Source organism: Candidatus Merdisoma sp. JLR.KK011 (assembly GCF_036941125.1).
Classification (GTDB): domain Bacteria; phylum Bacillota; class Clostridia; order Lachnospirales; family Lachnospiraceae; genus Laedolimicola.
On record NZ_JAYWSZ010000003.1, the window covers coordinates 99,634 to 122,952 of the forward strand.

Sequence of the window (23,319 nt, forward strand, 5' to 3'; positions counted from 1 at the left end):
ATGAAAAAACCGTTGGAAATTGCACAGGGCTGCCGCAGTATAAACAGGCAGCCCTGTTTAGAAGAGGAGTTATATGAATTCGAAGTTACGAAAAGATGCGGAAATAATTATAAAAGAGGCCATCCGCAGAGTAATGCCGGATGAGGCTGTGAAGCAGGCGCTTAGAGGCAAACAATTTAAAAATGGAAAGCTTTATCTGGCTGCGGCTGGGAAAGCGGCGTGGCAGATGACGAAAACGGCGGCGGAGCTTCTGGGGGAACAGCTGGAGGCAGGTATATGTATTACGAAATACCAGCATGCCAAAGGTGAGATCCCCGGAATCGTATGCTATGAAGCCGGACATCCGGTTTCAGACGAAAATTCATTCAGAGGGACACAGGCGGTTCTGGATCTTGTGGCAAATCTGACAGAAAAAGACACGGTGCTGTTTCTTCTATCAGGAGGAGGCTCTGCATTGTTTGAGAAACCGCTGATTTCTGCGGAAGAATTACAGGATATTACGAATCAGCTCCTTGCCTGCGGCGCAGATATTGTTGAGATAAATACGATACGAAAGCGGCTTTCTGCAGTAAAAGGAGGAAAGTTTGCAAAAATATGTGAGCCAGGAAAGGTTTACAGTATTGTATTGAGCGATATCCTGGGGGATCCTTTGGATATGATTGCGTCGGGACCGGCTTATCCGGATTCCAGTACTTGTGAGCAGGCTCTGAGGATTATTGAGAAGTATGGTTTAAAATTAAGCACTTTTGCTTTGGAGATGATAGAAAAAGAACCGCCGAAGCTTCTTACCAATGTAGAAACGGTAATTACAGGCAGCGTCAAAAATCTCTGCGCCGCAGCATCCCGTACCTGCGAGGAGCTGGGGTATGAGACAATGATTCTGACGGATCAGCTTACTTGTGAAGCAAAAGAGGCAGGAGGCTTTCTGGCCGCAATTGCAAGAAGCCGGCAGAATACAAAAAAGAGCATTGCTTTTATTGCAGGCGGAGAAACAGTTGTCCATGTAAAGGGAACAGGAAAAGGGGGGCGGAATCAGGAACTGGCTCTTGCTGCCGCTGCCGGAATTGCCGGTTTAAGGAATACCGCTATATTCAGCGTAGGCAGTGACGGAACGGACGGCCCTACGGACGCAGCAGGAGGATATTGTGACGAAAGGACAAAAGAGGTACTTGAAAAAGCCGGTGTAGATATCTATCAGTCACTCTGTGACAATAACGCCTACGATGCATTAAAAAAGTCCGGAGGGCTGATTTTTACGGGAGCTACGGGGACAAATGTGAATGATGTGGCAGTGCTGCTGGTGAAAAGATGAGAATAAAAACTTTACACCTTTTTTGATTGTTGGTATAATGAAAATGCAATAGAGACATATGCAAAACTAAAAGCAGAGTATCTATCTTTAAAAGCACTGTTAAATACTTTGGGTGTGAATTTGGAAGATATTGACATAATGAAAGAGTAGTCAGTAAATGATAAGTGTAAAGCTGCTAGTTAATATAAAGGCTTTACACTTTTTTGCTTTTATTTCCGTGGGCAATGAGCCAAGTGCCGTGCTTGCACGAGCATTTGGCGAATGCTGCGAGGTATTTGACTTAACTTTGTTTATTAGATGGAGAAAAGGTTAAGGGAAACAAAGATGGAAAACCAATTTTCAAGAACACAGCTGTTATTAGGCCGGGAGGCCATGGAGCGCCTTGCGGGGGCAAGGGTGGCCGTCTTTGGAATCGGCGGCGTTGGGGGATATGTGTGCGAAGCTCTTGTAAGAAGCGGCGTGGGAGCCTTTGATTTGATTGACAATGACAAGGTATCTTTAACGAATCTGAACCGCCAGATTATTGCCACCAGAAAAACACTGGGAAGATATAAGACAGAGGTTATGAAAGAGCGGATGCTGGATATCAATCCGGATGCAGACATCTATATACATTCCTGCTTTTTCCTGCCGGAAAATGCACAGGAATTCCATTTTGAAGCGTATGATTATGTGGTGGATGCCGTAGATACCGTCACGGCAAAGATTGAGATTATTCTTAAGGCGCAAAAAGCAGGCGTTCCGGTCATCAGTTCTATGGGTGCAGGGAATAAGCTGGAAGCAGGCGGCTTCCGGGCGGCCGATATCTATGAGACAAAGATGTGCCCTCTGGCAAAGGTGATGAGACGGGAGCTGAAAAAACGAGGGGTGAAGAAGCTTAAGGTCGTGTACTCAGAGGAGGAGCCGAGAAAGCCTGTTTATAAGGAAGCAGAGGATGGAGCTGCGGAGGACAGAAGCCTGCCGGAAGAGGGGGAGATTTGCGCAGGACGCAGGGATATTCCGGGCAGCGTGGCCTTTGTTCCCTCGGCGGCCGGGCTGGTTATAGCCGGGGAAGTGGTGAAAGAGCTGGCTGGGGGAATGTGATTCGAGAGCCCGGAAATGTCGATGTAGATTTCCGGGCTTTGTTTTAGAATAAAGCAAAAAACTTCGTAGAGTAACCTGCTCTACGAAGCGAAAATATTGTTTCTTGTGTTCAATGTTTATTATTATAACCAGATCTAAAATTATTTTCAATATAAATTATATTTTTTCGTGAGATTCTTTGTTCAGATATTCTTTGATTTCCATTATTTAACAAAAATGTTTGAAGAATAATAGGATCTTTCTTTTAATTATTCCTAATAGATTCCAAAATATGTAAAAAACAGAAAGGAATCACCTGGAAATTTCGTGGAGCAGGTTACTCTACGAAAAATGCAGGCGCTGAACGGTTCCTATATTTTGTAGAAGAAACCGGGAAGCACAGAAAGGGGTCTTTGCTATCTGGTATGTACTTTACTGTCCCAATCAAAAGGAAGAGGAACTGCTGGGCGTATGTAAGCAGCGTTTGACCAGGGAGGCTCTGGAGGATGCTTTTGTGTTCACCTACGATCGCATGCGCCGTTATGGTGGTATGTGGCATCTGGAACGCCAGCTTTTGTTTCCCCACTATTTGTTTCTGGAAAGCAGGAATGAGGACAAGCTTCGGGAAGAACTGAGGCAGTATTCCCAGGTGCTTTCTGTGTTTGAAAATGACGGGAAACTGGTGAAGGTGGAGCCGGAGGAGGAGAAGCTTCTGCGGATGCTCTGCGGATCAGGCCATCATTCACGGATGTCCAGGGGATATATCCGGGACGGACAGACTGTTGTGACGGAAGGGCCTTTGAGAGGACGGGAGAATCTCATCCGGAAGATTGACCGCCACAAAAGGATTGCCAGGGTGGGGATGCCCTCTGTGGGGCGGTTGCGGGAGATGCAGGTGGGATTGGAGATTGTGGCGAAGAGCTAGAAAAAGCATCATACCTGTTCTACAGTTTCAGACTGCGGAGCAGGCAGAAGTGCGTTATAAAGGAAGAAGATTTTATTTGGGGTATGGGCCGCAAAATGGCGAAGCATACCCATTTTCATATCCTGCCAGTATACCGTGAAGTATCTTTTGGCAGCCGCAGAGTTTATCTGACAGGAGATACGCAGGGACTTTTGGAGCTTACGGGAAAGGGATAACGGGAGGAGCAGAAGTATGTGGTACGCCGTACAGACGATCACCGGAAATGAAGAAGAGGCCGCAAAGGAAATACGAAAGACGGTGGATGCAGACATTTATGAAGAATGTTTCCTGCTGAAACGGGAAGCGGTCTGGCGCATCCAGGGAAGCTGCCGGGTTCATGTGGAGCGGCTGTTTCCTGGATATGTATTTATAAGCACACAGCATCCAAAGGAACTGTACCAGCAGCTGAAACGGGTTTCTTCCTATACAAAGATACTTGGAAAAGAGGAAGAAGAATTTTATCCCGTTTCACCGGAGGAAGAGGAATTCTTAAAGGAGCTGCTTAATGGGGATAAGGAGCATACGGTGCGCCTTTCACCAGTAGAAACAGACGTGCAGGGGAATATCACAGCCTGCGGAATGCCTCTGAAGAAATATCTGGATCAAGTGGTAAAAAAACGGATCCGCCTGCGGTATGTGGTTATCCGGGTGCATCTGTTTGGAAGGAGCCGGGAGATTCTGATGGGGATCCGGCTGAAAGGGGATTAGAGGAGTATGGAAAACGGGCAGGAGCTGTCTGAAGCATTATTAGGATAGATTAAGGGGAAAGCAATGGAACTTAACAGGAACAGTGAAACAGCAGAGAAAAAAATAAATATTTCATTTTCGCCTCCGGACATTTCAGAAGAAGAAATCAGGGAGGTTACAGACACGCTCCGCTCCGGCTGGATTACAACCGGGCCGAAGGTAAAAGCCTTGGAGACACGGCTGACAGACTATACCGGGGCAGACGGCTGCGTCTGTCTGAACAGCCAGACCGCAGCCGGGGAAATGAGCCTGCGGCTTCTTGGAATCGGAAAGGATTCCTGCGGCATAGACGGGATATACGGCAGCGAAGAGGATGAGGTCATTACCTGTGCTTACACCTACACGGCATCCGCCTCGGTAATCTGCCATGTGGGTGCAAAGCCTGTGCTGGTGGACTGCCGGGAAGGAAGCGTGGAAATGGATTATGATGCCCTGGAGAGGGCTGTGAATGAGCATACCAAGGCGGTCATTCCCGTGGATCTGGGCGGAATCCCCTGCGACTATGACAGGATATTTGAAATTCTGGAGAGAAAGAAAGGGCTTTTCCATCCGTCCAACAAGCTTCAGAAAGCAATCGGGCGCGTGGCCGTAGTGGAGGATGCAGCCCATGCCCTGGGGGCCTCTTATAAAGGAAGAACCATTGGATCCATTGCAGATTTCACCAATTTCAGCTTCCATGCAGTCAAGAATTTTACCACGGCTGAGGGGGGAGCTCTGGCCTGGAAGCTGAAAGACAGAGATGCGGAAGAAATATATCACCGGCTGCAGCTGTTCTCCCTCCATGGACAGAGCAAGGACGCCCTTGCCAAGACAAAGCTTGGGTCATGGGAATACGACATTGTGGGGCCCTGGTATAAATGCAATATGACGGACATTATGGGCGCCATGGGGATAGCCCAGTTTGAAAGGTATCCGGATATGCTTAGGAGGCGCAGGGAACTGATCTGCCGGTATGATTCCGTATTAAAGCCGCTTGGGGTGGAGGTGTTACCGCATTTTACAGAAGAGCATACATCCTCCGGCCACCTCTACATGACCCGGATTCCGCACATAGGCCTTAGGGAGCGGCAGGAAATCATAGAAAAGCTGGCAGAAGAGGGGGTTGCGGCAAATGTCCATTACAAGCCGCTGCCTATGCATACGGCATATAAGAGGCTGGGCTTTCTGATCGAGGATTACCCCAACAGTTATAAGCTGTTTGAGAATGAGATAACACTGCCGCTGCATACGAAGCTGACGGATGAAGAGGCGGAGTATGTGCTGGAGAAGTACAGCAGTATCCTGGCTGGGTATCTGAAATCCCCCAAATAGGCTTAAGCCCAGGAAAAGGTTTCGGGAAAGGTGAAAATGGGAGAATGACTTTGAGAAAATGGGAAGAGCTGCCGCAGTATATGCAGGTGAAAGAGGTAAGGAAGTATTATGATATATTGTACAGAAAAAAGAACAGCCTTCTATTAAAGCGTATGTTTGATATTGCGGTATCAGCCATACTGCTTTTTTTACTTTCACCGTTATTTTTGATTCTTGCAATTGTCATAAAAGCAGATTCAAAGGGCCCGGTATTTTACCGGCAGGTCAGGGTGACCCAGTATGGGAGGAAATTCCGGATTCACAAGTTCCGCTCCATGATAGACAGGGCGGATGAGAAGGGAAGTCTGGTGACGGCAGGAGACGACAGCAGGATCACAAGAGCGGGCAGGTTAATCCGGGATAAGAGGCTGGATGAACTGCCACAGCTTATCGATGTGCTCCAGGGGAATATGACTTTTGTGGGGGTGAGGCCGGAGGTGCCTAAGTATGTGAAGGCGTATACGCCGGAGATGAGGGCGACGCTGCTTCTGCCGGCGGGGATTACAAGCCTTGCTTCTATATATTATAAGGATGAGGGGAAGCTGCTGGATAACGCAGAAGATCCGGAGAGGATTTATATAGAAGAGATTCTGCCTAAGAAGATGGAGTGGAATCTTAGGGGGATAGAGGGGGTTGGGTTTTTTAAAGAAATTGAGGTTATGTTTATGACAGTCTTTTCTTTGTGGAGAGAATAACTATCTGTATAGTGATATTGTTGTATTTATTACAAGCAGATATATCACAGGCACCTATGTATATATACAGTCAATTTTAAGACGGAAAATGAATAAGTGTGTTTAAGATGACAGAGGAATAAGAAGGATGAATATATTACTGATTAATCATTACGCTGGTTCTACAGAGATGGGGATGGAGTTCCGTCCCTATTATTTTGCCAGAGAGTGGATTAAGATGGGACACCGGGTAACGATTGTATCCGGAGACTATTCACATCTGCGTGTAAAGAATCCAGAAGTGAAGAAAGACTTCCAGAAAGAAGTTATTGACGGAATACAGTACTGCTGGGTAAAGACAGGGCGTTATGAAGGAAATGGTGTAAAACGTGCAGGAACTATGTTCCGGTTTGTGTACAAGCTTTGGGTGAATGCAGAGAGAATTGCAAACAGCATAAAACCGGATGTGGTCATTACATCATCTACCTATCCGCTGGATACCTTTGTGGGACAAAGAATTGCGAAATTAACCGGCGCAAGACTGATACATGAAGTGCATGATATGTGGCCGGCAACCTTAATCGAGCTGGGAGGAATGAAAAAATACAATCCATTTGTAATACTTATGCAGCTTGGAGAGAATTCCGCTTACAGGAAATCAGATTATATTGTTTCCATACTGCCCTGTGCAAAGGAATATATGGTGAAGCATGGGATGAAGGCAGAGAAGTTTGTGAATATTCAGAACGGAATTGTATTAAACGAATGGGAAAAACAGGAAAAGATTCCGGAGAAACATCAGAAGATCTTGAACAGGCTTAAAGAAGACGGGAATTTTATCGTAGGATATTTTGGAGGACATGCCCTCTCAAATGCATTGGATCTTTTACTGGATACAGCGAAAGGAATTTCAATTCCTGGTATAAAATTTGTCCTTGTAGGAAATGGTGTTGAAAAGCCTCAGCTTATAAGAAGAGTACAGGATGAAAGAATAGAAAATGTTATTTTTCTTGATCCGGTAGGAAAAGCAAGCATAGGAGATTTAATAAGACATTTTGACTGCAGTTATATAGGAGGACTTAAATCGCCTTTGTATCGTTTTGGAATCAGTCCGAATAAAATGTATGATGCAATGATGGCGGGAAGACCGGTTATATGCGCGATTGACGCCCCGAAATGTCCGGTAGAGACATTTGAATGTGGGACTGTGATAAGGAGCGGAAAGGCATCTGAAATACAGAAGGTTATCGAACAGCTATATAGTGTATCAAAAGATGAGCGGAACGAAATGGGACGAAGGGGAAAGGAAGCAGTTCTTAAATACTATAATTATACAACTTTGGCAGAGCAGTTTGAAAAATTGTTTGCAGGATAAGGACAGGGAAACCATGGTGAAAGAAAAGTTATTGAAAAAAATAAAGAATAAAGAAATTAAGGTAGGGGTCGTCGGACTTGGTTATGTAGGACTGCCGTTAGCAGTGGAAAAAGCAAAAGCAGGTTTTAAAACTATCGGTTTTGATGTACAGGAAGAAAAAGTAAAGATGGTTAACGACGGACACAATTACATCGGCGATGTAGTGGACAAGGATTTAAAAAAATTGGTTGGAGCAGGAATGTTGACTGCGACAACCGATTTTTCTTTTGTAAAGGATGTTGATTTTATAGCGATATGCGTGCCGACGCCTTTAGATAAACATCAGCAGCCGGATATCAGTTATGTGAGAGCTTCCACAGAAGCTATTTCGAAATATTTTACAAAAGAAACCATTATAGTGCTGGAATCTACCACATATCCAGGAACTACAGAAGAACTGGTGAAACCAATTCTGGAGCAGGGGTCAGGACTGAAATGTGGGGAGGATTTTTATCTTGGATTTTCTCCAGAACGGGTAGATCCGGGAAATCTAATTTATAAAACAAAGAATACGCCAAAAGTAGTCGGAGGAGTCGGAAAGGATGCGACAGAAGTTATAGCCGCCATGTATCGTGCAGTGCTGGACGGAGATGTGGCAGAGGTATCATCACCGGCTGTAGCAGAGATGGAAAAGATTCTCGAAAATACTTACCGGAATATTAATATTGGCCTTGTGAATGAGTTAGCCATGCTGTGTGAGCGTATGGGGATAAGCATTTGGGAAGTGATTGATGCGGCTAAAACAAAACCCTATGGATTCCAGGCGTTCTATCCGGGGCCAGGTCTGGGAGGACATTGTATTCCGTTGGATCCATATTATCTTTCCTGGAAGGCCCGGGAATATGGTTTCCACACATCTATGATTGAAAGTTCTATGATGATCAATGACAGAATGCCGGAATATTGCGTGGACCGTGCGGCGAAGCTTCTGAACCGTTTTGAAAAATCCCTTAAGGGTGCAAAGATATTGGTTGTTGGCGTAGCTTACAAACAGGATATTGACGATTACCGAGAGAGTCCGGCCCTGGAAGTAATTGAGCTTCTGAAAGCTTCCGGTGCAGAGGTTTCCTACTATGATCCCTGGATTCCTAAGTATAGATATCATGGCAAGACAGTAGAAGGAATGACTGAGATTTCTCCGGAGCAGGTAGAGGAATATGAACTGCTGATAATTACATCAGCACATTCCAATGTGGATTACGTGATGCTGCAAAAACATGCAAAAGTAATTTTTGATACAAAAAATGCAATGAAAGCGATTGAGAACAGAGAAAATATAGAAGTTTTGTAGAGAAAGCAGGATGGGAAGGGAATTAAGCTTTCATCCGGCAATTCTGTTTTACAGGGAAAATCCGGACGGTTATGAATACGGAGGAGAAGATGAATGAATTTTACTTATGATGCATACGCAGATTTACTGCATGTCATAGGGAAGAGTGGGTATACAATTACAGATTATCATAATTATCAGAATACAGAGAATCCCTGCATATTAAGGCATGATATTGATTATTCCATAGAAAGGGCAGTAAAGTTTGCAAAAATGGAGAAAGAGCTGGGAGCAGCATCCACATATTTTGTGTTAGTATCCAGTGATTTTTATAATATTTTTTCTCGTAATGTCAGGAACAGGATACAGGAACTGATTGGGTACGGACACGAGATAGGCCTTCATTTTGATGAAACTGTGTATGAGAAGTGTAAGGGATGGGAGGATATGATTGGGCATATTCTGGCAGAAAAGGAGCTGCTTGAGCAGACCTGTCAAAGACGCATCTCTGTCGTATCGATGCATAGGCCGTCAAAAGAGATTCTGGAGAAAGAGCTTAAGATTCCTGGGATGATAAACAGTTATTCAAAGGAGTTTTTTCAGAATTTTAAATATGTATCGGATTCCCGGATGAAATGGCGGGAAGATGTAATGAAATATGTGAAAGAGAAACAATATCCCAGAATGCAGATATTAACCCATGCCTTCTGGTACAAAGAACAGGCCTGTGGGATAAAAGAGCGATTGAAAGATTTTCTGGAAGAGGCCAAAAAGGATCGATATCAGATACTTGAAGAAAATTTCACAGGACTTTCAGATATTTTATAGGCTGGGAAAGGACACAGATGGGAATACAGGAAATATTACATTTTTTAGAGGCAGAGAAAAAAGAGGCAGTATATCAAGGGAGGTCTGTTGAAATAGATTCATTTTCTGATATACAAAAAATGGATGATCACAGCATTATCTGGATCAAAAACAAGGAATATCTTACAGAGGATGCAAAAAAAAGACTGCAGAAACACCAAAATATTCTGGTAGTCTGCACAGAGAAAACAGACGATATGGAAAACTGCATTATAACTCCGAATCCAAAAGAAGTTTATTTCAGTATTTTAAAACACTTTTTTCAAAAAGAGCAGAAGCGGACAATAGACAGGAGCGCAGTCGTTTGTACAGATAAAATCGGAAAAAACGTAAACATTGGCCCCTTATGCTATGTGGGAGAAGAGGTTGAGATTGCAGAGGATGTATATATTCATGCAAATGTAGTAATTGAGGGAAAGTGCTGTATCGGAAAAGGAAGCGAGATATTTTCGGGAACTGTGATAGGGACAGACGGATTCGGGTATTACAGAGAGCGGGGAACATTACAGAAGGTTCCCCATTTTAAGGGAGTAGTGATTGGAGAATATGTAGAAATCGGCGCAAATACCTGCATTGATCGGGGGTGCCTTGAGGATACCAGGATTGGGAATCACGTAAAAATTGATAACCTATGCCATATTGCCCATAACGTTTGCATTGAAGATAACTGTGTTATTACAGCAGGCTCCGTGATAGCCGGAAGTGCAAAAATCAGAAGGGGAGCTTATCTTGCGCCGGGAGTAATTGTCAAGAATCAGATTGAGGTAGAAAATCGGGCTTTTCTTGGAATGGGAGCCGTTGTAACGAAGCCGGTAGCTTCCGGGAAGGTGGCAGCCGGTGTCCCGGCCAAAGTGCTAAGAGACAGGAAAAAAGAGGATTTCTAAAGAAGTATTATAATACCAGGAGAGTAAAATTGTATGAAATATGCATTGATTGGATGTGGCCGCATTGCAACAAATCATGTAAAAGCGGCACTTAATAATAAGCTGGAGTTTATAGCTGCCTGCGATGTACAGGAAGAACAGATTGAAAAGCTGCTTGCAAAGCATGAACTGGAAGAGAACCTTACAATCCACCGGTATACGGATTATAAAAAAATGATTGAAGAAAATGAGTTGGAACTGGCAGCAATTGCAACGGAAAGCGGTGTTCATGCAGAGATCGCTTTATATTGCATTGATCATGGCATTAACTGCATCATTGAAAAACCGATTGCTATGAGTATACAGGATGCGGACGAGATTGTCAGGCGGTCAGAGGAAAAAGGAATAAAAGTGTGTGCCTGCCATCAGAACCGCTTTAACGTTGCGGTGCAGGAAATGCGCAAGGCCCTGGAGACAGGGAGATTTGGGAAACTGTCTCATGGTTCTGTTCATGTACGCTGGAATCGGAGTGAAAATTATTATGCGCAGGCTTCATGGAGAGGAAAATGGGCTTCCGATGGCGGAGCGTTAATGAATCAATGTATCCATGGAATTGATCTGCTTCGGTGGATGATGGGAGATGAGGTGGAAGAGGTATACGGACAGACCAGACAGCAGCTTCATAATTATCTAGAAGCAGAGGATATAGGGATGGCAGTTGTAAAATTTAAAAACGGAGCAATTGCAACCATTGAAGGAACTACGAATGTGTATCCCTGCAATCTGGAGGAAACGCTGTATCTATTTGGCGAAAACGGGACGGTTAAGCTTGGCGGAACTTCAACCAACAATATAGATGTATGGCAGTTTGCTGATGAAACAAATGCTGACCTCAGAAATAAAGGACTGGAGGAGGCAACTAGTAATGTGTATGGGAATGGACATAGCAGTTTGTATGCAGACATGATAAAGGCTATAGAGCAAGACAGAAAGCCCTATGTGGATGCAGCAGCAGGAAGGAATGCGCTTGAACTTGTGCTGGCAGTATACAAAAGCCAGAAAGAGGGAAGGCCGGTGTTGCTTCCCATGGAAAATTTCTCTTCTGCTGAAATGGCAGGAGAGTTTTCGTAAGCAGTTTGATCATACGGGACAATTAAGGAGGAAAATGTTTGAGCAGAATTTTTATTATTGAGGCAAAAAGGACAGCAATAGGAAAATTTTTAGGGTCTCTTTATGAGGCAGATCCGGCAGAGGTATGTGTCCAGCTTATCAAAAGCGGATTTGAAAAGGAACAGTTATCTGATGTAGAAAGCGTTATTGTGGGAAATGTGATCTCGGCAGGCGCAGGACAAGGGATTGCAAGAAAAATAGCAGTATTGTCTGGAATTCCGATTACTACGCCGGCATACTCACTGAATATGGTCTGTGGTTCCGGAATGCAGGCAGTCTTAAATGGAGTTAGGGAAATCCGATGTGGAGCCCGGGTGGTACTCTGTGGGGGATTTGAATTTATGTCTAATATCCCATATGCGACAAACAGTTATATCAGGCTTGGAAAGAAGTTCGGCGATTTTTCGATGATAGATTTGATGACCCATGACGGCTTACTGGATGCTTTTAGCGGGGAGCATATGGGGATCACAGCAGAAAATGTTGCAAAGGAATGTAAGATTAACAGAAAAGAGCAGGATGAATACGCTTATTTGTCCCAGCAGAGAGCGATTTCAGCAGTAGATTCAGGTGTATTTAAGGATGAGATTGTACCTGTAACCTTACATGACTATAGAGGCAGGGAGTATGTATTTGAGACAGATGAATTTCCGAACAGGCAGAGTACTCCGGAAAAACTGGAGATTTTAAAGCCGACATTTCTGAAAGACGGTACAGGAACTATTACAGCCGGGAATACTTCGGGAATTAATGATGGAGCTTCATTTATGCTGCTGGCATCAGAAGAATACTGTCAAGAGAAAAAAATTCTTCCTTTGGCGGAAGTGATTGACGGAGCTGTAACAGGGTGTGAGCCCCGATTGATGGGGCTTGGCCCCTATTATGCAATCAAGGCGCTGCTTGCAAAGACAGGAACGGACTTTAAGGATATTGCTAATTTTGAGATCAATGAGGCATTTGCAGCACAGGTATTAGGCTGTTATAAGCTGTTGGCTGAAGAGTTTTCAGATTCGATGGAGAATATCATAAAGCGGAGCAATATTTATGGTTCTGGATTGGGCCTGGGACATCCCCTGGGTGCTACCGGAGCCAGAATTACTACTACACTTGCACACATCCTCAAAAAAAGCCCAGAAAAATGCGGGATCGCTTCGTTGTGCATAGGCGGTGGAATGGGGGCTGCATTAATGCTGAAGGGAGTGAAAGAGGTTGCTTAAGGGTAAGATAGCTGTAATAACTGGAGGTACATCGGGAATTGGCTATGCCTGTGCACTCAGAATGCAGCAGGAAGGGGCTTATGTTTATGCGTGTGCCAGACATGAAAGGGAGTTTCCTGTAGAAAATATTGAATATCGCTTTTTGGATGTAACAGACGAGAGCTCTTGTCAAAGGCTTGTAAAAGATATCTTGGATAAACACGGGAGAATAGATGTTCTGGTTGCAGATGCAGGTATTACAAAGGACGGGCTCACTGTCAAGATGGACGGAGAGGCATTTGATACTGTAATCCGCACAAATCTTAAGGGAACATTTAATATTGTAAAGCATATCGGTCCGCAGATGGAGATACAGGGCGGAGGTTCTATAATTACAGTAGGCAGTGTTGTGGGACAGTTTGGGAACATTGGCCAGGCAAATTACGCAGCATCCAAAGCCGGAATTATAGGTATGAGTAAATCCTGGGCAAAGGAATTTGCCAGAAAAGGAGTGCCGGTCAGAGTAAATGTAGCAGCACCAGGCTATATCCTTACAGATATGGTAAAAACCGTTCCGGAGCATCTGCTGGAAACCTTTGCAGGACAGACTATGCTGAAACGTTTGGGACAGCCGGAGGAAGTAGCAGGGGTAATCGCTTTTCTGGCTTCGGACGATGCATCCTATATTACGGGAACTGTTATCGAAGTGAATGGCGGAATGAGATTGTAAAATTAGGGAGGAACAGCAATTGCTGTTAAGTGAAGGGATAAAAAGCAGCGGTTTTCCCCAAAAGGATAACCAATTATTAAAGAACTGTTTTATTCATGAAAGCAGTTATATAGACGAGGATGTTTTGGTTGGCGAGGGAACGAAAATCTGGCATTTTTGTCATATACAAAAAGGAGCCAGAATCGGAAAGAATTGTTCTTTAGGGCAAAACGTAAATATTTCAAATAACGTATATATTGGAAACGGTGTGAAGATTCAGAATAATGTGTCCATTTATGAGGGAGTAGAAATTGAAGACGATGTATTCTGTGGGCCGTCCTGTGTTTTTACCAACGATCTGACACCTCGGGCCGGCTATCCGAAGGGTAGGGAAAATTATAAAAAGACTTTGGTAAAAGAAGGTGCAAGCATTGGTGCAAATGCAACAATTGTCTGTGGGAATACAATTGGGCGGTGGGCTATGGTTGCGGCCGGAGCTGTTGTCACAAAAGACGTGCCGGATTATGCTTTAGTGGCAGGAGTACCAGCCAGAATAATCGGTTGGGTGGATGCAGAAGGAAATCTTGAACTGAGAGTGGAAGAACATAAATAGAATTATTGGAGAATAACCATGGAATTTCGTGATTTGAAAAAGCAGTACCAGGAGTTAAAACCTCAAATTGATGCAGCAATGAAAAGAGTCTGCCAAACTGCCGATTTTATCTCCGGAACAGAGGTAAAAGAGCTGGAGTATATGTTAGCAGAGTATACAGGGGTAAAACACTGTATTACTTGTGCAAATGGAACAGATGCTTTGACGCTGGCATTGATGGCCTGGAACATTGGCCGTGGTGACGCAGTATTTGTGCCGGATTTCACTTTTTTTGCTTCTGGCGAGACGGTGGCTTATGAAGGGGCAGTTCCTGTTTTTGTAGATGTGGAGGAAGATACCTTTAATATGTCGCCGGATTCACTGAAAAAAGCAGTCCGGAAAGTGAAAGAAGAGGGAAAACTGGTTCCAAGAGCAATTTTAGCTGTGGATCTTTTTGGACAGCCTGCGGATTATTCACAGCTTCGCAGTATAGCAAAGGAGTATGAGCTTCTGATTCTTGAGGACGGGGCGCAGGGATTTGGGGGACAGATCGGGAAGAAAAAAGCCTGCAGTTTTGGAGATATATCAACCACAAGTTTTTTTCCGGCAAAACCGCTGGGGTGTTACGGCGACGGCGGAGCAGTGTTTACAGATAATGATGAATGGGCAGCGTTGATGCGTTCTTATCGTATCCATGGCAAGGGAGAGGACAAGTATGACAATGTCTGTATTGGAGTGAATTCCCGGCTGGATACCATACAGGCTGCGGTTTTAAATGTAAAGTTGGAAGCGTTTCGCAAATATGAGCTTGAGGCTGTAAATTATGTGGCAGAGAAATATACAAAGGAGTTAAAGGATATAGTAAAGACTCCGCATGTGAAAGACGGATACTATTCAAGCTGGGCTCAGTATTCTATCCTCTTAAAGAACGAGAAAGAGCGTAATGGGCTGCAGATACATTTGAAAGAAAATGGGATTCCATCAATGATTTACTATCCAAAACCTATGAGCCGGCAGACGGCGTTTAAGGGGATAGATTGTGTAAAGACAGAACTTAAGGTGACTGAGGAATTGTGCAAAAGAATTTTGGCATTGCCGCTGCATCCATATATGACGGCAGAGGAGCAGGGGAAGGTGATAGATTCTTTAAAAGGATTTCTGATGTGAATTTTTACCAGGCAAATTAACCAATGTTGCTAAACTAGGCAGGAAATAATGAATGGATATGGAATTAAAAAAGTATTTATACAAAGCTGCAAGTATGATTGCCGCCAGCCAGGATAGCTTATTTAAAGTACCAGTAAAAAAACAAAAAGAATTTATAGAAAGTTTAAAAGAACCGAAGGATTTGATAGAAAGATCTTATAATCAATATAAATGTCAAAGGTGGCTGAAAAGTTGGCGTGTTAATATTGTAACAGATATAGGGAGTATTTTGCTGTTATTTTACTATTATTATTTAAAAAAAGAAGAGAAAATTTTAAATACAGAGCACTTTAATGGAATATATCTTGGTATGGATGTGACAAGTAAGTTTATTCCAAAGGAATTGAGAGATATATATGCAAATATAAAAAATATTTCCAGGACAGGTGAGTGTTTGAGCAAAAATGATAAGAAAATAATAAAAGAGCTATTACGAAGATATCCATTATCATTTGAATTTATCCTTAAGTGCTTGATTAAAGTAAGAATGTATAGCTGGATCATTAATGTGTATTCACCTGATGCAATTATTGTATCGGGTGAATATTCATATACGTCTTCTTTCTTAACATATTACTGCAGAAAAAATAATATTAAGCATATAAATATTATGCATGGAGAAAAACTTTTTTATATACGTGACAGCTTTTTTAAATTTGATAAATGCTATGTATGGGCTCCGTATTATATAAATTTATTTAAACGATTAAAAGCAGAGCCGAATCAATTTGTAGTGGCAGTACCGCCGGCATTGATTTTAAAAGGAACTTATAATAAAAAATATGATTATACGTATTACTTAGGAGAAGAAACAGAAGAAAATTTAGTGAAAATTTTACAGATATTAATGAAATTAAAGACTATGGGATATAAAGTTGCAGTCAGACCTCATCCCATATACTCTAAAATGATATTAATAGATAAAATATTTAATCAGAAAATAGAGATAGAGAATCCAAAGGAAACACAGATAAAAGAGTCTGTTTTGCAGACACAAAATGTTATTTCATTATATTCTACTGTAATCAATCAAGCTGTAAATAGTGAAATTAATGCAATTATCGATGATGTATCTGATATGGGAAGATATAAACTTTTATATGAATTAGAATATCGATTTGTAGTAGATAGTCGTGTTTCATTGGTCTCAAAGCTGATCGCTCAATAGATAGAGACGGTTTAATACAAAGCTTTTAAGTTAGACAGAGGTGAGATATGCAAAGGTTAAAAGTTAATTTGGGAATAAAAGTAAGTTCTGTTTTGCCTAATTATATTACGTTATTATGTGGTATTATTCTTATCACATTTGTTACAGAAAAAATGTATTTGGAATATTTAATTCCATTTTGTTCCCTTAATTATTTTTTGATTATTAAAAGAGGAAAAATACAAGGTTCCGTAGGCAAAAAGATGTTTATTTTATTTGGAATTTTTATAGCAATACAGTTTGCAGGTCTCTTAAAAAATGTGACGGTATATTCTGTTAAAAATATTTTGACTAGTGGAAGTGTTTTTTTGATTATTTACACTATTCTGTCTGGAAAATTCAAGATACAAAAGGAATATATAAAAATTTATTATTTTATGGCTTGTATAGTACTGTTTTTTTTATCCAAGATAGAAACTAATAGTAAAAACACGTTGGCTGGTTGCGCAATCTTTTTATATTTGCTTTTAATTGTTTTAATGGAATGGAATAAAAGTGAAGAGAGAAAACGGACGAAACAAAAAGGATGCAGAATGGAATTGATTGTGATGATTGGTATGCTTCCAGCAATCATTTTTTCTTTAGTATATTCTTCCAGAACAGCATTATTTACAGGAATATTTATTATTTTATTATACTTTGCTTTTTATTTATTTGATTTAAACGCCAGAACATATCAAAGATTGTTTGGGCCTATGCTGTTTTTCATAATAGCTGGTTTAGTGATTTATATAAATGCTAAAAATTATAGCTGGTATGATTCTATAAATACAATTTCTTTAAAGTATTTTGGAAAAAATATAGATTCTTCTCGTTCCTATTTATGGAGAACATCACTGGCAGAGCTTAAAGGCTTGAATTTGATTTTGGGGATGGGAACAGGAATAACACCATTTATAAAAAGGTATGCTAATTCATCCTTTCATAATAGCTTTATTCAGACCTTGATGCAAAACGGGGTAGTCGGATTATTATGTCTCATAGTTATATTTTGGATTCTATGGAAACATATAGTACAAATCACAGATCGCTCTTTAAGGGCATTATTAATGGCTGCTTTTTTTGCTGTAGTTGCCTATAATTGTATGGAATGCTGCTTGTTACAAAATAAGTTTTTTTTAGGTATGATTCAATGGATGATATTGTCGTTAGGAATTTGTTATGCTGAAACTTATAAGTATAAATATCAAGAAGATGAAATATTTCTGTTCAAAGAGAAACCTGTCTTTTTAGAAAAGGGATTGAATTGTAATGAATCAGGGAAAATGGTTTATTAAACAAGGAGTGTTTTTAACAATAATATCATTATCAATGGCATTCTTTTCATTTATTAAGGAAGCAGTATTTGCAAATTATTTCGGTACTTCACAAGCAGCCGATGCTTTTACAATTGCCATTCAAGTTCCGGAAATATTATTTTCAGTAGTCTGGAATGCAATCAATGTAATCGTGATTCCACTGTATACTGAAAAATATTGCAATGAAAGTAAACAGGCAGCATCCGAATTTGTTTCTAATCTAATTACACTTTTTTCTTTGGGAACCATAACATTTTTGATTCTAGGAGAATTATTTGCAAATGAAATTGTTTTCTTTTTTTCCCCAGGTTTAATGGAGGACTCCCATAAATTAGCAGTTTCTTTGATGAAATGTATTTTACCAATGTTGTTTTTCGAAGGTATTGTACGTATTAGTAATGGATTATTAAACGTTCATAAGGAATTTGTTATTCCTAAAATTTTGAATAGTGTTAGAAATGTCAGTATTATCGTATTTTTAGTAATTTTTGCAGGAAAGTATGGCGTTTTTGCAGCTGCATATGGGATTTTGACCGGCATTATTGCAGAATGCATTTTGTTTTTATTATTCACATCAAAATATGAAAAATACAATATTCGGCTGAATATAAAAGATCCGGCTTTGTGCAAGGCAGGGAAGATGATAGTGCCGGTAATTCTCGGCATAGGTACAAGTGAGATCAATCAGACTGTAGATAAGATGATAGCATCATTTCTGGATAGCGGTAGTATTGCAAACATAAATTACGCTTCTAAATTAAGTTCTATCATTGAAACAATTCTTTTGAGCAATATTATTACACTTATGTATCCAACATATTCTCGTTTAAGTGCTCAGGGGAATTACAACGAATTAGAAAAGGTTTATACACAAACAATTAAAACGACAATTTTGCTTAGTATGCCGATTGCTTTTGGAGGGTTAATTTTAAGTAATGAAATCGTAACTTTAGCATTTAAAAGAGGAGCATTTGGAGATACATCAGCGCTTATTGTAGGGCAGCTTTTTGCATGCTATTTATTTGGGAGCATGTTTACTACAATAAGACTTATTGGAGTGAAGTTATTTACCTCGGTTTATGATACAAAAACGCCAATGCAAAATTCTATGTTAGGTTCGTTATTGAATATTGTGCTTAATATTATATTGTCACATTATTTAGGAGCAATTGGATTAGCATTGGCCACGACGATTTCTACGGCTATTGCTGGAATTCTTTTGTTAAAACAGGCTAAAAAAAAGATTATGAAAATTGAATATAGAACAACAGGAATAGTATTGTTGAAATCATTGTTAGCGGCATTTGTGATGGCTGCCGTTATATATGCTGTAAAAGCTCCAATATTGTATTCTTTTGGCTTGGGAACTTTTAGTTTTACGTTTGTTTCGGTGTTAATAGGAGCAGGGGTATATCTTTTATTGCTTTGTTTTCTTAGAGTGTCAGAGATAGAACAAGTGTTAATTATAATTAAAAATGTGGTACAAAAAAATAGATTGTAAGTAATATTATTTAGGTGGAGGATTAAAAGAATGAAAAAAGTTTTAGTAACCGGCGCAGACGGCTTTATCGGAAGCCATCTGACAGAAGAACTGGTAAAGCAGGGATACAAAGTAAAGGCATTTGTTTACTATAATTCCTTTAATACCTGGGGCTGGCTGGATACGCTGCCTAAAGATATCATGGAACACATAGAAATTTTCCAAGGAGATATCCGTGATCCCAACGGAGTGAAAGAAGCAGTGAAAGGCTGTGAGGCAGTATTTCATCTGGCAGCGCTGATAGCCATTCCTTTCAGCTACCATTCCCCGGATACGTATGTGGATACCAACATCAAAGGAACCCTGAATGTTCTGCAGGCAGCCAGGGAGCTGGGAACCGGAAGGGTTCTGGCCACATCCACATCGGAAGTATACGGGACAGCACTGTATGTTCCTATTGATGAAAAACATCCGTATCAGGGACAATCCCCATATTCGGCAACCAAGATAGGAGCGGACAGGCTGGCAGAGTCTTTTTACCGCTCTTTTCAAATGCCCGTTACAATTGTGCGTCCTTTTAACACATACGGCCCGAGGCAGTCTGCGCGAGCCGTGATTCCTACAATTATTACACAGCTTCTAAGCGGAAAAGAGGAAATCAAACTGGGAGCATTAACGCCGACCAGGGATTTTAATTATGTAAAAGACACGGCCCAGGGATTTATTGAAATCTATAAAAGCGATCGAACCATTGGGGAAGAAATCAATATTGCAACACAGCATGAGATTTCCATCGGAGAACTGGCGGAGGAATTGATAAACCAGATCAATCCAAAAGCAGAGATTGTATGCGACGAGCAGAGGCTGCGTCCGGAAAAAAGCGAGGTGAACCGGCTTTTGGGATGCAATGAAAAAATACTGCGTCTGACAGACTGGAAACCCCGTTATACCTTCCGCCAGGGACTGGCGGAGACAATTGAATTTTTGAGAAATAATCTGGATCGGTATAAAACAGATATTTATAACTTATAATTTCAGCCTGAACAGGAGCAGATGTTTATGGAAAAGCAGTTTATACCATTATCAGTACCAAATTTAAAAGGAAACGAACTGGCATATGTGACGGAAGCCGTAAAAACAGAGTGGGTGTCAACCGCAGGGCCTTATATTGCGGATTTTGAAAAAGCGGCTGCGGATTATGTCCATGTGCCTGCGGCCTGCGCATGCCAGAGCGGGACAGCCGGCCTGCATCTGGCCTTAAAGGTATTGGGAATACAGCCGGGGGAAGAGGTTCTGGTTCCGACGCTTACCTTTGTTGCCGCAGTGAATCCGGTACATTATATTGGGGCGGATCCGGTTTTTATGGACTGTGATGATACCTTAACCCTGGATCCAAAGAAGCTTAAAAGGTTCTGCGAAGAGGAGTGTGAGTTTGACGGGAATATCTTGAAAAATAAGACGTCCTGCCGGAAAGTGACTGCCCTGGTAGTCGTGCATGTATTCGGGAACCTGGCAGATATGGAAGAGATTATGTCCCTTGCCGGAACCTACCATCTAAAGGTAATCGAGGATGCAACGGAAGCTTTGGGAAGCTGTTACCGGGAGGGAGCTTACGAGGGCCGTTATGCCGGAACCATTGGAGATATAGGTGTATTTTCTTTTAACGGAAACAAGATCATTACCACCGGCGGAGGCGGAATGGTGGTTTCACAGAATCCGGAACTGACAGAAAGGTGCCGGTTCTTGTCCACACAGGCAAAAAAGGATACGGTTTACTTTGTCCATGAGGAAATAGGCTACAATTACCGCATGACGAATCTCCAGGCAGCGCTGGGACTGGCACAGCTGGAGCAGCTGGAGGAGTTTATCAGGATTAAGAAGGAGAATTATGAGCTTTATCAGAAAGAAGGAATAAAGCTGCTTCCTTTCCGCAGTGATATCCGGAGCAACTACTGGTTCTACAGTTATCTTACAGATAACAGGGACGGGCTGATACGGTATCTGGAGCAGCACCAGATACAGAGCCGTCCTGTCTGGAAGCTGATCCATACATTAAAACCTTATGCAGAAAGCCGGGCTTACCAGATAGAAAAGGCTTTGTGGTACTACGACAGAATCGTAAATATCCCCTGCAGCAGTAATCTGGAAGGGGAAAGCGTAAAGCGGGTGGCGGAAAGGATTCATTCATTTCTTAAGGAGCAGACATAGATATGGAGATAAAGGATTTTCTGGTTGTTCCAGACTGTCCGGTGCTTGAGGCTATGAGGCAGATTAACCGAAATGCCAAAGGGATCGTTTATGTCTGCGAGCAGGGAAGGCTCATGGGGACGGCGACAGACGGAGATATCCGGCGCTATATTTTAAAAAACGGCGCGCTGGGAGATCCGGTCATAAAGGCAGCCAACAGAGGCACAAAGTCCCTGCCCGAAAAAGAGAAAAACAGGGCAGGGGAACAGATGAAGCGTTATAAAATTTCTTCGATTCCTATTCTGGACAGGGACAGAAGGATAAAAGAGATATGCTTTGCGGAAGAATCCGTCCGCCGGGAGAAAGAAGTCCTGGATGTTCCAGTAGCGATCATGGCGGGAGGAAAGGGAACGCGTTTATACCCTTATACGCAGATACTTCCCAAACCGCTGATCCCCATAGGTGATAAAACCATCACGGAGCATATCATAGAACACTTCATGGAATACGGATGCAGCCGGTTTGATATGATTGTAAATTATAAGAAGAACTTTATCAAATCTTATTTTCTGGATCATGACAATCCGATCGATATCAATTTTATAGAAGAAACAGAGTTCTTAGGAACCGGCGGAGGGCTGAAGCTTTTGGAGGGAAGATACCCCTCCACTTTTTTTGTGAGTAACTGCGACATTCTGATTGAAGAAGATTATGGGGAGATCCTAAAATTCCATAAGGAGCAGAAAAACATGATCACAATGGTCTGTGCGTTAAAGCAGATCGAAATCCCCTACGGGACTGTGGAGGTCAGAGATACGGGCCGTGCGTTGCGGTTAAAGGAAAAGCCGGAGATTTCCTTCATCACGAATACGGGCTTGTATGTGCTGGAACCCGGATTTTTAGAAGAAATACCAGAGCAGACCTTTATTCATATTACAGACGTGATACAAAAATGCATTGATAAAGGGGAAAACGTTGGGGTTTATCCCATCTCGGAAGAAAACTGGCTGGATATGGGGCAGATAGATGAGCTTAAGCGGATGCAGGCAGTACTGGAAAAGAAATTATGAAAAAAAAGATTGTTTTATTAGGAAGCGGCGGACATGCCAGGTCAGCTATAGATGCAATAGAAGCTTCCGATATTTATGAGATAGCAGGCTTTATAGACTGCGAAGAAAAAAAGAATGCAGTATACCGCGGATATAAAGTAATTGGTGATGACAGGGATTTACAAAGCCTGTATGATTCGGGAATTCATCATGCATTTATAGGCATAGGGTATCTGGGCCGGGGAGAGATACGCAGCAGGTTATATAGGAAGCTAAAAAAAATAGGCTTTGAAATGCCTGCCGTGGTGGATCCGACTGCTGTTCTGGCGAAGGATGCACGCGTGGGTGAAGGTACTTTTATAGGGAAAACGGCAGTAATTAATTCCGGCGCATTTATAGGAAAAATGACGGTTATTAATACGGCTGCCGTGGTGGAACATGACTGCCGTATCGGGGATTTCTGCCATATTTCTGTAAACAGTACATTGTGCGGCGGAGTTTTTGTGGAAGACCGGAGTTTTGTAGGAGCAGGTGCGGTTATCATTCAAGGGATAACGGTTGGGGAAAACAGCGTGATAGGAGCGGGAAGCATTGTGGCAAAAAATGTAGGAAGCAGTGTAAGGTTTAGGAACCGGATTACTTCTGAAATCATCCATAATATCGGGGGGGGGGGTAATTGAGCTTTTATATGATGCACGTGCC

General features: G+C 42.0%; 23 protein-coding genes. All 23 read left to right on the top strand.

Going from position 1 to position 23,319, the window contains the following annotated elements; genetic code table 11:
• The first annotated feature begins 73 nt into the window (after nt 1-73).
• The 23 genes from VV089_RS01365 (at nt 74) to VV089_RS01475 (ending at nt 23,297) form a co-directional block, all read left to right on the top strand.
• Nucleotides 74-1,312, top strand: coding sequence for a glycerate kinase type-2 family protein (locus tag VV089_RS01365; protein WP_334334696.1), 1,239 nt, complete (start codon nt 74-76; stop codon nt 1,310-1,312).
• A gap of 324 nt (nt 1,313-1,636) precedes the next feature.
• A complete protein-coding gene (locus tag VV089_RS01370; protein WP_172541414.1) occupies nt 1,637-2,395 on the top strand; it encodes a tRNA threonylcarbamoyladenosine dehydratase in 759 nt (252 codons plus the stop codon).
• A gap of 397 nt (nt 2,396-2,792) precedes the next feature.
• Nucleotides 2,793-3,299: an antiterminator LoaP gene (loaP, locus tag VV089_RS01375; RefSeq protein WP_334336196.1), complete on the top strand. Its 507-nt coding sequence runs from the start codon at nt 2,793-2,795 to the stop codon at nt 3,297-3,299.
• A gap of 83 nt (nt 3,300-3,382) precedes the next feature.
• Nucleotides 3,383-3,514: a hypothetical protein gene (locus VV089_RS01380; protein WP_334334698.1), complete on the top strand. Its 132-nt coding sequence runs from the start codon at nt 3,383-3,385 to the stop codon at nt 3,512-3,514.
• Nucleotides 3,515-3,530: 16 nt separating this feature from the next.
• Nucleotides 3,531-4,046 (top strand): transcription termination/antitermination NusG family protein, encoded by a 516-nt coding sequence (locus VV089_RS01385; RefSeq protein WP_334334700.1) that lies wholly within the window; start codon nt 3,531-3,533, stop codon nt 4,044-4,046.
• A 63-nt stretch (nt 4,047-4,109) separates the two neighbouring features.
• Nucleotides 4,110-5,396 carry a DegT/DnrJ/EryC1/StrS family aminotransferase gene (locus VV089_RS01390; protein WP_442891448.1) on the top strand — a complete coding sequence of 429 codons (1,287 nt, stop codon included), beginning with the start codon at nt 4,110-4,112 and terminating at the stop codon, nt 5,394-5,396.
• 44 nt (nt 5,397-5,440) lie between these two features.
• Nucleotides 5,441-6,130 (top strand): sugar transferase, encoded by a 690-nt coding sequence (locus VV089_RS01395; protein WP_172541412.1) that lies wholly within the window; start codon nt 5,441-5,443, stop codon nt 6,128-6,130.
• A gap of 127 nt (nt 6,131-6,257) precedes the next feature.
• Nucleotides 6,258-7,484: a glycosyltransferase family 4 protein gene (locus VV089_RS01400; protein ID WP_334334704.1), complete on the top strand. Its 1,227-nt coding sequence runs from the start codon at nt 6,258-6,260 to the stop codon at nt 7,482-7,484.
• Between the two features lie 13 nt (nt 7,485-7,497).
• Complete coding sequence (locus VV089_RS01405) at nt 7,498-8,814, top strand: nucleotide sugar dehydrogenase (RefSeq protein ID WP_334334706.1); 1,317 nt, start codon at nt 7,498-7,500, stop codon at nt 8,812-8,814.
• A 93-nt stretch (nt 8,815-8,907) separates the two neighbouring features.
• Nucleotides 8,908-9,621 carry a hypothetical protein gene (locus VV089_RS01410; protein ID WP_172541410.1) on the top strand — a complete coding sequence of 238 codons (714 nt, stop codon included), beginning with the start codon at nt 8,908-8,910 and terminating at the stop codon, nt 9,619-9,621.
• A 17-nt stretch (nt 9,622-9,638) separates the two neighbouring features.
• Complete coding sequence (locus tag VV089_RS01415) at nt 9,639-10,544, top strand: UDP-3-O-(3-hydroxymyristoyl)glucosamine N-acyltransferase (protein ID WP_172541409.1); 906 nt, start codon at nt 9,639-9,641, stop codon at nt 10,542-10,544.
• Between the two features lie 33 nt (nt 10,545-10,577).
• Nucleotides 10,578-11,654 (top strand): Gfo/Idh/MocA family protein, encoded by a 1,077-nt coding sequence (locus VV089_RS01420; RefSeq protein ID WP_172541408.1) that lies wholly within the window; start codon nt 10,578-10,580, stop codon nt 11,652-11,654.
• 38 nt (nt 11,655-11,692) lie between these two features.
• Nucleotides 11,693-12,910 carry a thiolase family protein gene (locus tag VV089_RS01425; RefSeq protein ID WP_172541407.1) on the top strand — a complete coding sequence of 406 codons (1,218 nt, stop codon included), beginning with the start codon at nt 11,693-11,695 and terminating at the stop codon, nt 12,908-12,910.
• Nucleotides 12,903-13,619 carry a 3-oxoacyl-ACP reductase FabG gene (gene fabG, locus VV089_RS01430; RefSeq protein ID WP_172541406.1) on the top strand — a complete coding sequence of 239 codons (717 nt, stop codon included), beginning with the start codon at nt 12,903-12,905 and terminating at the stop codon, nt 13,617-13,619. Before VV089_RS01425 ends, fabG begins: the two co-directional genes overlap by 8 nt.
• 37 nt (nt 13,620-13,656) lie before the next feature.
• Nucleotides 13,657-14,211 (top strand): N-acetyltransferase, encoded by a 555-nt coding sequence (locus VV089_RS01435; protein WP_172541488.1) that lies wholly within the window; start codon nt 13,657-13,659, stop codon nt 14,209-14,211.
• 18 nt (nt 14,212-14,229) lie between these two features.
• On the top strand, nt 14,230-15,357 hold the full coding sequence (locus tag VV089_RS01440; protein ID WP_172541405.1) for a DegT/DnrJ/EryC1/StrS family aminotransferase: 1,128 nt from the start codon (nt 14,230-14,232) through the stop codon (nt 15,355-15,357).
• 52 nt (nt 15,358-15,409) lie between these two features.
• Nucleotides 15,410-16,564 (top strand): hypothetical protein, encoded by a 1,155-nt coding sequence (locus VV089_RS01445; protein ID WP_172541404.1) that lies wholly within the window; start codon nt 15,410-15,412, stop codon nt 16,562-16,564.
• Between the two features lie 47 nt (nt 16,565-16,611).
• Entirely contained in the window at nt 16,612-17,880 is a 1,269-nt protein-coding gene (locus tag VV089_RS01450; protein WP_172541403.1) for an O-antigen ligase family protein, read from the top strand.
• The gene (gene murJ / locus VV089_RS01455) at nt 17,855-19,402 is read left to right on the top strand and encodes a murein biosynthesis integral membrane protein MurJ (RefSeq protein WP_172541402.1); all 1,548 of its coding nucleotides are present in this window, start codon (nt 17,855-17,857) and stop codon (nt 19,400-19,402) included. The genes VV089_RS01450 and murJ overlap by 26 nt, the downstream gene beginning before the upstream one ends.
• Nucleotides 19,403-19,432: 30 nt before the next feature.
• A complete protein-coding gene (locus VV089_RS01460) occupies nt 19,433-20,413 on the top strand; it encodes an NAD-dependent 4,6-dehydratase LegB (protein WP_334334712.1) in 981 nt (326 codons plus the stop codon).
• Nucleotides 20,414-20,440: 27 nt separating this feature from the next.
• A complete protein-coding gene (locus tag VV089_RS01465) occupies nt 20,441-21,589 on the top strand; it encodes a LegC family aminotransferase (protein ID WP_334334714.1) in 1,149 nt (382 codons plus the stop codon).
• Nucleotides 21,590-21,591: 2 nt separating this feature from the next.
• Complete coding sequence (locus VV089_RS01470; protein ID WP_172541399.1) at nt 21,592-22,638, top strand: sugar phosphate nucleotidyltransferase; 1,047 nt, start codon at nt 21,592-21,594, stop codon at nt 22,636-22,638.
• Nucleotides 22,635-23,297: an acetyltransferase gene (locus tag VV089_RS01475; protein ID WP_334334716.1), complete on the top strand. Its 663-nt coding sequence runs from the start codon at nt 22,635-22,637 to the stop codon at nt 23,295-23,297. Before VV089_RS01470 ends, VV089_RS01475 begins: the two co-directional genes overlap by 4 nt.
• The last annotated feature ends 22 nt before the right edge of the window (nt 23,298-23,319 follow it).

Bases quoted from the DNA above. Each gene is read 5' to 3' on its own strand.
- VV089_RS01410 (WP_172541410.1), top strand. From the start codon at position 8,908: ATGAATTTTACTTATGATGCATACGCAGATTTACTGCATGTCATAGGG.
- VV089_RS01415 (WP_172541409.1), top strand. From the start codon at position 9,639: ATGGGAATACAGGAAATATTACATTTTTTAGAGGCAGAGAAAAAAGAG.
- VV089_RS01365 (WP_334334696.1), top strand. From the start codon at position 74: ATGAATTCGAAGTTACGAAAAGATGCGGAAATAATTATAAAAGAGGCC.
- VV089_RS01395 (WP_172541412.1), top strand. From the start codon at position 5,441: ATGACTTTGAGAAAATGGGAAGAGCTGCCGCAGTATATGCAGGTGAAA.
- VV089_RS01440 (WP_172541405.1), top strand. From the start codon at position 14,230: ATGGAATTTCGTGATTTGAAAAAGCAGTACCAGGAGTTAAAACCTCAA.
- VV089_RS01445 (WP_172541404.1), top strand. From the start codon at position 15,410: ATGGATATGGAATTAAAAAAGTATTTATACAAAGCTGCAAGTATGATT.
- VV089_RS01450 (WP_172541403.1), top strand. From the start codon at position 16,612: ATGCAAAGGTTAAAAGTTAATTTGGGAATAAAAGTAAGTTCTGTTTTG.
- VV089_RS01385 (WP_334334700.1), top strand. From the start codon at position 3,531: ATGTGGTACGCCGTACAGACGATCACCGGAAATGAAGAAGAGGCCGCA.
- murJ (WP_172541402.1), top strand. From the start codon at position 17,855: ATGAATCAGGGAAAATGGTTTATTAAACAAGGAGTGTTTTTAACAATA.
- VV089_RS01405 (WP_334334706.1), top strand. From the start codon at position 7,498: ATGGTGAAAGAAAAGTTATTGAAAAAAATAAAGAATAAAGAAATTAAG.
- VV089_RS01470 (WP_172541399.1), top strand. From the start codon at position 21,592: ATGGAGATAAAGGATTTTCTGGTTGTTCCAGACTGTCCGGTGCTTGAG.
- VV089_RS01475 (WP_334334716.1), top strand. From the start codon at position 22,635: ATGAAAAAAAAGATTGTTTTATTAGGAAGCGGCGGACATGCCAGGTCA.
- VV089_RS01400 (WP_334334704.1), top strand. From the start codon at position 6,258: ATGAATATATTACTGATTAATCATTACGCTGGTTCTACAGAGATGGGG.
- VV089_RS01460 (WP_334334712.1), top strand. From the start codon at position 19,433: ATGAAAAAAGTTTTAGTAACCGGCGCAGACGGCTTTATCGGAAGCCAT.
- VV089_RS01380 (WP_334334698.1), top strand. From the start codon at position 3,383: ATGGGCCGCAAAATGGCGAAGCATACCCATTTTCATATCCTGCCAGTA.
- VV089_RS01420 (WP_172541408.1), top strand. From the start codon at position 10,578: ATGAAATATGCATTGATTGGATGTGGCCGCATTGCAACAAATCATGTA.
- VV089_RS01465 (WP_334334714.1), top strand. From the start codon at position 20,441: ATGGAAAAGCAGTTTATACCATTATCAGTACCAAATTTAAAAGGAAAC.
- VV089_RS01390 (WP_442891448.1), top strand. From the start codon at position 4,110: ATGGAACTTAACAGGAACAGTGAAACAGCAGAGAAAAAAATAAATATT.
- VV089_RS01370 (WP_172541414.1), top strand. From the start codon at position 1,637: ATGGAAAACCAATTTTCAAGAACACAGCTGTTATTAGGCCGGGAGGCC.